This window comes from Nocardioides sp., assembly GCF_050699375.1.
Taxonomy (GTDB): Bacteria; Actinomycetota; Actinomycetes; order Propionibacteriales; family Nocardioidaceae; genus Nocardioides.
In genome coordinates, this window is record NZ_JBOHDN010000181.1 from 1 (window position 1) to 12490 (window position 12490).

General features: G+C 69.2%; 10 protein-coding genes. 4 read left to right on the top strand and 6 right to left on the bottom strand.

Annotation, left to right across the window (positions count from 1 at the left end):
* Window positions 1-308 precede the first annotated feature (308 nt).
* The gene (locus ACRDPS_RS13350; RefSeq protein ID WP_431502129.1) at window positions 309-2213 is read right to left on the bottom strand and encodes a hypothetical protein; all 1905 of its coding nucleotides are present in this window, start codon (window positions 2211-2213) and stop codon (window positions 309-311) included.
* 268 nt (window positions 2214-2481) lie between these two features.
* On the opposite strand from ACRDPS_RS13350, the gene ACRDPS_RS13355 reads away from it, so the two are divergent.
* Window positions 2482-3186, top strand: a complete 705-nt coding sequence (locus ACRDPS_RS13355; protein WP_431502130.1) for an SGNH/GDSL hydrolase family protein — start codon at window positions 2482-2484, stop codon at window positions 3184-3186.
* Between the two features lie 135 nt (window positions 3187-3321).
* Complete coding sequence (locus tag ACRDPS_RS13360) at window positions 3322-3729, top strand: DUF1707 SHOCT-like domain-containing protein (protein ID WP_431502131.1); 408 nt, start codon at window positions 3322-3324, stop codon at window positions 3727-3729.
* Window positions 3730-3751: 22 nt separating this feature from the next.
* On the opposite strand, the gene ACRDPS_RS13365 is transcribed toward ACRDPS_RS13360, so the two are convergent.
* A complete protein-coding gene (locus ACRDPS_RS13365; protein WP_431502132.1) occupies window positions 3752-5356 on the bottom strand; it encodes a glycoside hydrolase family 13 protein in 1605 nt (534 codons plus the stop codon).
* A gap of 72 nt (window positions 5357-5428) precedes the next feature.
* Window positions 5429-6166 (bottom strand): sortase domain-containing protein, encoded by a 738-nt coding sequence (locus tag ACRDPS_RS13370; RefSeq protein WP_431502133.1) that lies wholly within the window; start codon window positions 6164-6166, stop codon window positions 5429-5431.
* A gap of 339 nt (window positions 6167-6505) precedes the next feature.
* Here ACRDPS_RS13370 and ACRDPS_RS13375 point away from each other — a divergent pair, with 339 nt between their 5' ends.
* A complete protein-coding gene (locus ACRDPS_RS13375; protein ID WP_008357755.1) occupies window positions 6506-6709 on the top strand; it encodes a cold-shock protein in 204 nt (67 codons plus the stop codon).
* A 124-nt stretch (window positions 6710-6833) separates the two neighbouring features.
* Here the strand turns inward: ACRDPS_RS13375 and ACRDPS_RS13380 are convergent, their stop codons facing one another.
* Together ACRDPS_RS13380 and ACRDPS_RS13385 are read right to left on the bottom strand one after the other, a co-directional pair.
* A complete protein-coding gene (locus tag ACRDPS_RS13380; protein ID WP_431502134.1) occupies window positions 6834-7304 on the bottom strand; it encodes a YbaK/EbsC family protein in 471 nt (156 codons plus the stop codon).
* A 10-nt stretch (window positions 7305-7314) separates the two neighbouring features.
* Complete coding sequence (locus ACRDPS_RS13385; RefSeq protein WP_431502135.1) at window positions 7315-8013, bottom strand: spermidine synthase; 699 nt, start codon at window positions 8011-8013, stop codon at window positions 7315-7317.
* Between the two features lie 183 nt (window positions 8014-8196).
* Here ACRDPS_RS13385 and ACRDPS_RS13390 point away from each other — a divergent pair, with 183 nt between their 5' ends.
* A complete protein-coding gene (locus ACRDPS_RS13390) occupies window positions 8197-9471 on the top strand; it encodes an MHYT domain-containing protein (RefSeq protein WP_431502136.1) in 1275 nt (424 codons plus the stop codon).
* A gap of 35 nt (window positions 9472-9506) precedes the next feature.
* On the opposite strand, the gene ACRDPS_RS13395 is transcribed toward ACRDPS_RS13390, so the two are convergent.
* Window positions 9507-12473 (bottom strand): bifunctional [glutamine synthetase] adenylyltransferase/[glutamine synthetase]-adenylyl-L-tyrosine phosphorylase, encoded by a 2967-nt coding sequence (locus ACRDPS_RS13395; protein ID WP_431502137.1) that lies wholly within the window; start codon window positions 12471-12473, stop codon window positions 9507-9509.
* Window positions 12474-12490: the final 17 nt, after the last annotated feature.

Consider the following 12490-nt stretch of genomic DNA (forward strand, 5'->3'; position numbering starts at 1 on the left):
AAATCTTTCTCGATCGCGTGCCGGGTCCAGGACCGCGAAGCGGCCGGCGAAGCCGGCGGGCCGAAGGCCCGTCCTTGACGCGGTACGCGATCGAGAAACAATCAAGAACGGGTCGGCGGCGAACCCCCGAAACGAAGCACAGTCGCTAAGCGAGGTTTCCTCATATGTGGCCTCAACAAGCTCGACCACCAAAGACCGTCTCGACAATCTCGACCGCCGGGCAGAAACCCATGCCCCGGCGAGGAACCCAGAACGCCCGCCACCCCGGCCCGAGCAACCACACCCGAACCGAGGCGACAGTAGCCAGATCAGGCGTCGTGGAAGTCGCTGACGTTGACGTCCACGGCCTCGACGTCGATGTCGAAGTAGTCCTCGACGACCTCGATGACGTTCGTGCGGATGGTGGCAGCGGTGGCCTTGACCGGGTTCCCGAACGCGATCACGTAGGACACGGTGATGTTCGCGATCTCGCCGACGATGTCGACGGAGGTGCCCTCGTCGTCGATGGCGTGGACGCCGTCGACCTTGGCGACGACGTGGTGGACCAGGCGCTCGACCAGACCCTCGCTCACGGTCGACTTCCCGCGCGACTCGCGGGCGACACGCAGTACCCCGGTCAGGGTGTCGTTGGCGACCGGCTCCTGCTCCACGATCGGCTCCGGCGCGAAACCGGGCGCCGGCTCCTCGGCCGCCACCGGCTCGGTCGTGACCTCGTCAACTGCTACCTCATCGGTCGCCGCCTCGTCAGTCACCGCCTCGTCAGTCGCCGCCTCGTCAGTCGCCGCCTCAGCCTCGGCATCCGCGACGAGCTCGTCGGACGTCTCGACGTCCTCGACCTGCGAGTCGGTGAGGACGGGGGTCTTCTCGGCGACCGGCGCCTCGTCGACCAGGACGTCCTCAGCGATGGTGTCCTCGGCCGAAGCCTCGTCCCCCAGATCGGCGGTGTCCTCGGTGGCGACGGCCTCAGCGGACTCGACGGACGCGACGGGCTCCTCGACCGGAGCCGCTTCGACGACCTCGGTGTCCTCGGCGACCTCGGCCTCAGCAGGCACGTACGCCGCCTCGACCGGCGCCTCGGTGTCCTCAGCAACCTCGTCCCCAGCGACCTCGAGCGCGTCGTCGACCGGCGCCTCGGTCGACGCGGCGACGTCGGCCTCGGGGGTCTCGACAGCGCTCTCGACCACGGTCTCGTCGGCTGTCTCGACGTCCTCGGCGTCGGTGATCACGCTGTCCTCGGCTGCGGGCTCGTCGACGACGGCCTCGGTAGCGAAGGGCGACTCGTCACCGGACTCGACCTCGGCGTCCGGCTCGGCAACCTCGTCGACAACCTCCTCACCCTCGACCGGCGACTCGGTGACGGCCTCGCCCTCGACGGTGTCGGTGGCCCCACCGAACTCGGAGACGTTGGTCTCCTCGGGCAGCGTGCCCTCGACGTCGCTCTCGACCACGTCAGAGTCCGTCGCGTCCACGTCGGAGATCACGGGCTCGACCGCGGCGACGGTGTCCTCCACGTCGACGGACGCGTCCTCGCCGACATCGCCCGAGACGACATCGCCGTCGACGGCAGCCTCGACAGACTCGGTTCCCTCGGGAGCCGCGTCGTACGCACCCTCGGTCTCGTCGAGGCCCTCAGGAGCAGCGGCGACGGCCTCGGTCTCCCCAGCGCTGAAGATGGTCTCACCCTCGGCGACAGCGGCCGCGTCGACCCCGACAGCGTCGGTCTCGGCGTCAACGGCGGGGATGACCTCGCCCTCCGGCGTACCGAAGGCGTCCTCGGTCTCGACCTGGTCGGTCTCGACCTGGTCGACGGAAGCCTCGACCGGCGCGGTCTCGGCGACCTCGCCCACGACCTCGCTCCCGACGACGGTCTCGTTCTCGGCGAGCTCTGCCACGTCGGCCGCAGGGGTCGCCTCCGAATCGGTGATGACGTGCGCGGGGTCGGACAGCGGGTCGACGGCCGGGACCTCGGTCGCGGCCTCGGTCGCCACGTCGGCGGTCACATCGGCGGTCACGTCGGCGACCTCCTCGGTGGACTCCTGGGCGACGGTCTCGGCGCCGTACACATCGGTCTCGGTGGCGACCTCGGAGGTCGCCTCGGTGGTGGCGACGCCGTCGCCGAAGACGGGGGCGGAGGTGTCGGTCGACTCCTCCTCGGTGGGCGTGGTCGGGTCGTTCTTGTGGCGGTTGAAGATGCCGCTGATGAAGTCGGACATGTCGACGCTGTTCCTTCACATGAGGGGAAAGGTTTCGTGGTGCGCTCACGGACGGGCGTGATGCTAGGGCCGCGCAGCAGTGAGTCGAGTCACGTGTCTTGCGTTCCCTGGTCTTGTACCCCAACGGTGACCTGGGTGAAGCACGTTTGTGTGAAACCTTCGGGGGACATTCGCCCACCGTTCAGCCAAGCTCGAAGACCGCCCGCAGCTGTCGATGTAGAACGACAAAGGAGCACGTACGTCACGACGAGACGACCGGGAGAAGCCGATGAACCCACTGCTGCTCCCGTTGGTCGCCGCCCAGGCTGCGTACGTCGGCCGGACCATCGGCAAGGAGCCCCGCCCGGAGGGTCCGACCAACGGTTTCCTCCCGGGCGCCACGGCCGAGAACGGATCCAGCGCGCTGCGGCTGCTGGTACTCGGCGACTCCTCCGCGTCAGGGCGCGGCGCACCCACGCACGACCTTGCTTTCGCCGGTTCGATGGCACGGGCGATCGGGCAGCGGACCGAGCGTCCGGTGGAGTGGCGGGCGATGGGAAAGTACGGCGCGACGAGCGAGAAGATCCGGCACGGCATCCTCGCCAAGGTCCGCGGCGAGTGGGACCTCGCCGTGCTGCTGGTCGGGGTCAACGACGTCCTCGCGCGGCGCTCGGCCGCGGCGTGGGCGGCCGATCTCACCGCGATCGTCGAGACCCTCCAGGAGCATGCCGCGCACACCCTGGTGCCGGGGATCCCGCAGTTCGACGCCTTCCCATCGCTCCCCCGCACGCTGCGGCGCTATCTGGCCGAACGGGGCGCCGTGCTCGACGTGGCCGCGAGGCTGGTCTGCGCCGGGCGCACCTCGGTGCAGTGGATCAGCTCGGCGGACCTCGGTCCCGCGGAGCCGTCCTTCTTCGCCGAGGACGGGTTCCACGCCTCACCGGCCGGCTACGAGCGCTGGGCGCGCGCGATCTGCGACCGCGTCGACCTGTGACCTCAGGGCACCGACGCCCGCGAGGGATCGGCCGCCGGACGAAAGTCCCTTGCGGCCCCACACCTTCGGGCGTACCCTCGCGATATATCGGGACAGTACGCCGACAGTCGATGGAATATCACAAGGGGAGACACCATGAGCAACGTCGACAACCTGCGGGTGAGCGAGGCCGAACGGGAGGAGGCCTCGGCGAAGCTCGCCGAGCACTACTCGACGGGCCGGCTCTCCGGCGACGACTACTACGAGCGCCTGGACGCGGCCTGGTCGGCGCGGGTGCGCGCCGACCTGGACATCCTCTTCAGCGACCTGCCGAAGAGCGCGCCTCAGCCACCCCAGCCCGTTCGCCGACCGCGTGGTGGCCGGCCGCGCGCCTTCCCGTTGATCGCGTGCTTCCTGCTCGTGGCGATCGGGCTGATGGTGATGGGCGTGCCCTGGTGGATCTTCGCCGCCATCGGCGGCGGGGCGCTCATCTTCCTCAAGTCCCACCGCCACCACGGGCACGCGCATCACGGGCACCGCCACACCCATCATCACGTGCACTGATCTCGGGTGCCGCGGCCGACCTTCACTCGGAGGCGGGAGCGAGGATCCAGACCGCCGAGTCGGTGGGCAGATCACCGACGACCGGCTCGCCGCTGTACATCACGATCTCTCCCTCAGGCAGCGGCGTCGGTTCCATCCCACAGTTGAGGACGACGATCAGGTCGCTGCTCGCCCCGAGACCCGCGGCATCCTCGCCGACGCCGCGGCGCCGGAAGGAGACCACACCCTCGGGCGTGTCCAGGATGTCGACATCCTCCTCGGCGCCGAGCGCGTACGCACGCCGCGCCGCCAGCGCCGCCCGGTAGAACTCCAGCGTGGAGTCCTTCACCCCGGTCTGCGCCGCCACGGTCATGTCCACCCACTCGGCAGGCTGCGGCAGCCATGGCTGCATCGGCAGGTCCTCGTCAGGGAAGTCGCTGAACCCGAAGGGCGGCTCGAACCCGCTCCACGGCAGCGGCACCCGGCACCCGTCACGCCCACCCTCTCCGGTCTCCGACCAGGGATCCTCCTGGTACTCCGGTGGCAGATAGACCTGTGGCAGGCCGAGCTCCTCACCCTGGTAGAGGTACGCGGAGCCTGGCAGCGCCAGCATCGTCAGCGTCGCGGCCCGCGCCCGGTGCAGCGCCTGCAGTCCGTCCCCGTAACGCGAGCGGTGACGTACGACATCATGGTTGGACAGCACCCAGGTCGGGGCCGCGCGCGAGGGACCGAGCGACTCCAGGGTCGACCTGATGACCTCGGTGAACGCCTCGGCCGACCACGGCGCCTGCAGCCAGGAGAAGTTGAACGCCTGGTTGAACTCATCGGTGCGTACGTAGCGCCGCAGCTCGGCCGGACCGGGAGTCCAGGCTTCGGCGACCATCATCCGGTCGCCGCCGAAGGAGTCGATCAGCTTGCGCCAGGCACGGTAGATCTCGTGGACGCCCGGGTTGTCCCACATCGGCGCGTCGGTGATGCCCCGCTGATACATCACCGCGGCGTCCGAGGTCAGCGCGAGCCCCTCGGGGACGACCTGGTCGCGCAGCTCCTTGAAGAGCCCGTGCGCGATGTCGACCCGGAACCCGTCGACACCCTGCTCGAGCCAGAAGGTGAGGATCTTCGTGAACTCCTCGACCACCTCTGGGTTGTGCCAGTTGAGGTCGGGCTGGTCGTCGTCGAAGAGGTGGAGATACCACTGCCCGTTGCCGATCCGCGTCCACGCGGGACCACCGAAGACCGAGCGCCAGTTGGTCGGCGGCTCCTGCCCCGCCTCGCCACGGCCGTCGCGGAAGATGTAGCGATCCCGGGCCGGCGACCCAGGAGCCGAAGCGAGCGCCTCGACGAACCACGGATGCGCCGAGGAGGTGTGGTTCGGCACCAGGTCGACGATCACCTTCAGCGCGAGCTCGTGGGCCCGATCGATGAGCCGGTCGGCGTCGGCCAGGGTGCCGAAGATCGGGTCGACGTCGCAGTAGTCGGAGACGTCATAGCCGTGGTCGTTCTGCGGCGAGGTGTAGAACGGGCAGATCCAGATCGCGTCGACGCCCAGCTCGGCGAGGTAGTCGAGGTGATCGGTGATCCCAGGCAGATCGCCGATCCCGTCACCGTTCGAGTCCGCGAACGAACGCGGGTAGATCTGATATGCCACTGCTTCGCGCCACCATGGCTGGTCCACGTCTGCCCCACTCTCGTCGATTCGCCGACACCGAAAACGTCCTCGTCACAACTTCCGGGATGCGACCAGTACCCCGATCTTGTCGATCCGGTGCTCGGGGTTGTCAAAACGGTCCGCCCAGAAGTTCCCCTCATCATGGTCCTCGATGGTGCGACAGGTGGACAACGTGACGTACGCCTCCGTCGCCTTCTCCCCCGGCCTGCCCGGCACCTCAGCACGCTGCTCGCGCAGTGACTGCTCGTCACGGAACGAGGTCCTTCTGGTGATGGTGATCTCGTAGACGTACGCCGTCCCGCCGGCCTCCACGGTCACCCGGTCGCCCTTCCTCAGCCGCGGCAGCTCCAGGAACGCCTTCGTCGAGGAGAGCCGATGCGCGGTCACCTGGTAGTTGCCGATCCCACCCGGTCCCGTGCCTCCCTGCGGACCGTTCGGGCTCGCTGCCACACCACCGTCCTGGATCCGCGTGCCCTCGGCGTCGTCCGTCTTTCCCGGGTAGGCCACCACCTGCAGCCCGTCGATCCCCAGCCTCGGGATCGACAGCCGGGCATCCCGCGCCCGCCCATCGCTCGCCCGCGGCCCGGATCTTGGGGAAGCCTGCGACGCCTCGGGAGCCGAAGAAGGCGTACGCGTAGGTGCGGCCGTCTCCTCGGCCGTCGACGTGCCGGTCGACGTGCCGGACGTCGGCCCGGACGTCGCGCCGCTCGTAGGTGCCCGGTCGCGTCCTTCGGCGCTGCAGCCAGCCAACAGCAGGATCCCCGCCGCAGCTGCTGCCGCTCGCCTCATTCAACGAGGCTTGCGCGCGACTGCCTGTTTTTCAACCGAGCCGGGTTCGATGGTCTTCACTTGGGTTTGTGTGCGATATCCCGCGGTCCAGCGGTCCGTCCGGACGCGGTGACCAACGAAGTTCCGCGGCGGAAACGCCGAGAAATCAGGGATGCCCAAAGTGGCGCTATGGCATGTAGGCTTACTTTCGTTGAAGGAGGCGCTCCGACGCGCTTCGCGGTTGCTCTCGGTGACCGTTCGTGCAGCACTTGGTCTTCCGCAGAAGCAGAAATCAGGACTCGTGGATTCAACGCCCAAAGGGCGGCACGGAGTCGCCCTGTTTACACAAGGATTAGATTCATGACTCAGGGAACCGTGAAGTGGTTCAACGGCGACAAGGGCTTCGGCTTCATCGCCCAGGACAACGGGGGCGACGACGTCTTCGTGCACTTCTCCGCGATCCAGACCCAGGGCTACAAGACCCTGGACGAGAACCAGCGCGTCGAGTTCGACGTCACCCAGGGCCCCAAGGGCCCGCAGGCCGAGAACGTCCGCCCGGTCTGACTTTCGACCTAGCTGACAACTCAGCAAGACAGCCCCGCTCCTGCTTCGGCAGGGCGGGGCTGTCCCCTTTCTCGGCGCTACACGAAGCCGACCCAGGTCTCGACCCACCCGTCGCCCCGCTGCCTCAGAGCTTCGTGACGTCGACCCAGCCCTGAGCCTCGCTGATCGCCTCCAGGTCTCCCAGGGACAACGCGATGGTGGTGTTGGCGCCACCCGCTGCCGGATAGACCATGTCGAAGCGCTTGAGCGAGGCGTCCAGCCAGATCTGCGCCGATGAAGGATTGCCGAAGGGGCAGACTCCGCCGATGGAGTGACCGGTCATCGGCTCGACGTCCTCGGCGGCGAGCATCCGCGCCTTGGTGCCGAACTGGGCCTTGAACTTGGCGTTGGCGACCTTGGCGTCGCCGGACGCGACGATGAGGATGGCGGCGGTCCGGTCCTCGGTGTAGAGACTGATGGTCTTCGCGATCTCCGCCGGCGTCACCCCGAGAGCCGCTGCGGCGAGCTCGACGGTCGCCTTCGACTCCACCGACTCGATGATGTCCCCGCCGCGTCCGAATCGGTCCAGATGGGCGCGGGCGAGCTCGATCGACATGGCGATCAGCCTATGCCTTGACCCCGCCACCGAAGGAGTCGTCGACCGCGCGGTCGGTGAAGATGCGGTACTCCATCGGGGACGGCGTCCCGAACGGTTCCCCGGGCACCGCGCCGCAGGCGACCACCAGGTTGCCGGGACGGCGGCCCTTCATCGTCGCCGGCTCGACACCGATGGCCAGGGAGCCGAGCTCGCGGGCCACCGCGACGAAGTCCCGCACCCGGGCGAACGGGGCTCGGTCGACGAGGTTCGCGACGAAGACCCCGGAAGGGGCCAGCACGCGGCGTACGTCCTCGACGAACGCCGCCGAGGTGAGCTCGCCCGGGGTGCGGGCGCCGTCGAAGGCATCGAGGATGACCACGTCGGCGTACCCGTCACGTACGCCGCGGATGCCGCTCATCCCGTCGAAGGGACGCACCTTGATACCGCTGCGCGGCGGGAGCGGCGCCTCGGCACGCACTTTCTCGACGAGCTCGGCCGACGGCTCGAGCACGATCTGGGACGAGCGCGGGCGAGTCGCGTGGACGTAGCGCGCCAACGTCATCGCGGCGCCGCCGACGTGCAGAACCCGCGACGGCCCCGGCGGAATCCTGTCGATGATGTCGCCGATCCGCCGCGTGTAGTCGAAGACAAGACGGGTCGGGTCAGTAAGATCGACGGCGGATTGCTGCATGCCGTCTAGGTCGAGGACGTAAAGATCTCTCCGCATAGCGGAAAAAGGATACCCGGGTGCGTGTTCCAGGGTCTTGTTCCTCTATTGTGACCCAGGCTACAACGGCACCATCAGCCATTCATGGGTACATCTCGGATACCTCCTAGGGCATCCGCATGTTTCCGACCTACCTCGCCTGATCCCCCCACGTCGGCGAGGAACGAGAGGAAGTAAAGCAGCGTGACCAGCATCGAGGAAGTGACGATCGGGGCTTTCAGCCAGCCCCTGGTCGGGATGTCGTTCATCATCTCTGTCCTGGGTTCATGGGTCGGTCTGACCTGTGCGAACCGCGCCCGTCGGCGCAAGGGCAGCACCTCCTGGCTCTGGCTCTTCGGAGCGGCCGCCTCGATCGGTGGCGGTGCGATCTGGTCCATGCACTTCATCGGCATGCTCGCCTTCGACAGCCATGTCGCGTACGCCCTGGATATCGGCACCACCCTCATCTCGCTCGGTGTGGCGATCGTCGCCGCGATGGTCGGCATGCTCATCGCGACGGCACTGCGGGGGAACGCCGGCTACATCGTCGGCGGCCTGGTCACCGGTGCCGGGGTGTGCGCGATGCACTACACCGGCATGTACGCCATGGACATGAGCGCCGAGATGGTCTGGAAGCCGATGGTCGTCGTCGCCTCGGTCATCATCGCGCTGGTCGCCTCGGCTCTCGCGCTCTTCTTCGCCTTCAACGTCACGACCCGGCTGATGCGCACCGGTGCCGCGATCATCATGGGTATCGGTGTATGCGTCATGCACTACACCGGCATGATGGCGCTCGAGATCCACAGCTCCGATGACGACAAGCTCGGCCACGTCAACGGCGCCGACCCGGTCTACCTGGCCATGCCGATCTTCGCGATCTCGGCCGGAATGCTGATCGTGATCGCCTTCGGCACGATGTTCGCGGGCATCGACGACGACCTCAACGCGCCGGAGGTGGCCCCCACGCGGAGCGTGCCGGATGACGCTGCCCCCCGGCATGGTTTCGGGGCACAGGGCGCCTTCGGCGGCGGCGCCGGTGACTTCGGCGGCGCAAGCGCCTTCCGCACGTCGCGACCTCAGCCCGCGGCCGACATGCCCGCCTCGCGGATGGCATCCGGACCGCAGCCGATGCAGGCGCTCCCCCAGCGTCAGCCTCCCGCCGCCGGCGGCGTCCCGCAGCATGATCCCTTCGCCCCGGCGGGGACGAGCGCACCACCCGCTCGACCTGGCCAGCTCCGGCCTCAGCAGAGCGGTCGTTGGTCACCGCGTCCCTACACGCAGCAGGCATCGAACAGCAACAGCTTCCCGGCCCGGCGCACCGACCGGTTCCAGGCGCAGAACGGCACGGGCATCCCGGAGGCCGACGAGCAGAGCCAGGACTTCTTCGGAGGACGGTCGAGCGAGGAGCAGCCTGCACAGGAGCCACGTCAGCCCGGTGAACGGAAGCAGGGCTGGCTGCCGCCGCGCACCCAGCGCTAGCTGACGCCAGCGCTGGCTGACACCAGCGCTGGCAGTCACTCCCAGAAGACGCGCTCGACCACTCCGTGAGCGAGCCGGGTCATCCGCAGGTAGTCGTTGACCATCTCGTCGGTCGACCCGGCCGGGTAGCCGAGGATCGTCGCGACGGCGTGCTGCTCGACCGGACCCGCGGGCAGCGAGTCCGAGGGACGGCCGCGGGCGAGGGTGACGGCGTTGCGGACCCTGCTGACCATCCGCCACGCGTCGATGAGGGTCTCCGCGTCGTCGGCATCGATCAGAGAGGCGTCCCGGGCGGCTTCCAGCGCCTCGACGGTGCGCCGGGTACGCAGCCCGGGGACGGCGTACGCATGCCGCAGCTGCAGCAGCTGGGCGGTCCACTCGATGTCGGCGAGACCGCCCCGCCCGAGCTTGAGGTGGGTGTTGGGGTCGGCGCCACGCGGGAGCCTCTCCTGGTCGACGCGCCCCTTGATCCGACGGATCTCGATGATCTCGTCCTCGGTCAGCCCGCCTTCGCGGTAGCGCAGCGGGTCGATCATGTCGATGAACGCATCGCGCACCTGCGGGTCGCCGACGACCGCGTCGGCGCGCAGCAGCGCCTGCGCCTCCCAGATGCCCGACCACTTCGCGTAGTAGGAGGCGTACGCAGGCAGTGTCCGCACCAGCGAACCCTGCCGTCCCTCGGGGCGCAGGTCGGCATCGAGCTCGAGCGGCGGGTCGGCGCCAGGCAGGGCGAGCAACCTTCGGAGGTCGGAGATGACCTTGAGAGCGAACTGGGTCGCCTCTCCCCCGTCGGCGCCCTCGACCGGCTGATGGACGAAGAGCACGTCGGCGTCCGAGGCGTAGGAGAGCTCGAACCCGCCGTAACGCCCCATCGCGATGATGGCGATCCGTGTCGGCGCCTTCTCGATCCCGAGACGGATGATCTCCTCGGCCACGACCGTGCGCAACGAGGCCTCCAGGGTGGCATCGGACAGCCGCGACAGCGCGGCGCCGACGGTGTCGATGTCCGTCTCTCCGAGGAGCTCGGCGGCCGAGATCCGGAACAGCTCGCGGCGGCGGATCGCGCGGATATGGCGAACCGCCTCCTCCGCGGAGGACGTCGTGCGCCGCCGGGCCGCGCGAGCGACCATCTCATCGGTCAGCGCCTCGGCGGAGAGGGGCGCGAGGTCGTTGCCCAGGAGGCGCAGCGCCTCGGGCTCCCGCTCGAGAAGGGCGGTGGTGTAGCGGGAGGTGGACAGGATCGCGGCGAAGTGCTGGGCGATGAGGCCCTCGTCGCGCAGGGAGCGCAGATACCAGGGCGTGGCGCCGAGCGCGTCGGAGATCCGGCGGAACCCGAAGAGCCCGGCATCAGGGTCCGAGCCCTCGGAGAGCCATTGCAGCATCACCGGCAGCAGCGCGCGCTGCAGCGCGGCCCGCCGGGACACGCCGTTGGTGAGCGCCTCGAGGTGCCGTAGCGCAGCCTTGGGGTCGGCGTAGCCCAGCGCGTTCAGCCGCTCCTCGGCCGCCTTCGCGGACAGATGGACCTGCCCGGACGGGATCCGGGCGACCGCGTCGAGGAGCGGGCGGTAGAAGACCTTCTCGTGCAGGCGGCGCACCTCGATCCGCTGGTGCCCCCACTCCTTCTTCAGTCGCACAACCGGGTCACGGAGGTAGCCGAGCGAGCGCGCCAGCCACCGCAGGGCCTCCTCGTCGTCGGGCACGACATGGGTGCGCCGGAGCCGGTAGAGCTGCAGCCGATGCTCCATCCGCCGCAGGAAGGCGTACGCCTCGTGCATGGCCTCGCCGTCCTCGCGCCCGATGTAGCCGCCACGGGTCAGCGCCGCCAGGGCGGAGAGCGTGGTGGGCTCGCGGATCCCGGTGTCGGCGCGGCCGTGGACCAGCTGCAGCAGCTGCACCGCGAACTCCACGTCTCGCAGCCCGCCGGCGCCGAGCTTGAGCTCGCGGTCGGCGTCCCGGGAGGGGATGTGGGCGACGACCCGGCGCCGCATCGCCTGGGTGTCGCTGACGAAGCCATCACGCTCGGCGGCCTTCCACACGTACGGATTGACGGCCTCGACGTAGTCCTGGCCAAGCGCCAGGTCACCCGCGGCCGCCCGTGCCTTGAGCAGCGCCTGGAACTCCCAGGTGCTCGCCCAGCGGTCGTAGTAGCCCACGTGCCCGGGGATCGTGCGCGAGAGCGCTCCGGCCTTGCCCTCGGGGCGCAGCGCCGCGTCGACCGGCCAGATGGTGCCCTCGCCGGTGTGGTCCGAGCAGATCTGGATCAGGTTGCTCGCGAGCTGGGTGGCGGCCCGCAGAGCGACCTCGTCCTCGACCCCCTCGGCGGCCTCGTGGACGAAGATGACATCGACGTCGGAGACGTAGTTGAGCTCATGGCCCCCGCACTTGCCCATCGCGATCACGGCCAGCCGGACGGCGTACGCCTCCTCTCCCACCCGTGCGCGAGCGATCGCCAACCCGGCCTCGAGGGTCGCGCAGGCCAGGTCCGAGAGCTCAGCCGCGACATCGTCGACCGGCAGCTGATGGGCCAGGTCGCGGGCGGCGAGGCGGAGCAGCCAGCGGCGGTACTCCACCCGCAGGGCATCGACCGCCTCCGCGTCCGGAGCCGTCGACATCGGAAGCTCATCATCCGGCTTCGCGTCGACGGCCTCCAGGAGCGAGGCCCGGAAGACGTACGCCGCGGGCCTGGTCGTGCCGAGCGTCGGGTCGGCCAGCTCGCGCCAGTGCTCGGGATGGCGAGCCAGATGATCGGTCAGCGCGGGCGAGGCACCGAGCACCGAGACCAGCCGCATCGCGGTGCCCTCGTCGCCGGCGAGCTCCTCGAGGAAGCCGTCGTCCAGCGACCCGACGAGCATCTCCAAGCCGTCCAGCGCCGCGTCGGGATCGGCGGCGCGGCCAAGGATCGCCAGCAGCTCCTCGACCCCGGCGCCGAGGCCGGACGCGACAGCGTACGCCCGCTCCGGGTCGTTGAACCCCAGCCGGAGCAGCTCCCTCTTGCTCGTCATGGCGCCATTATCGTCGC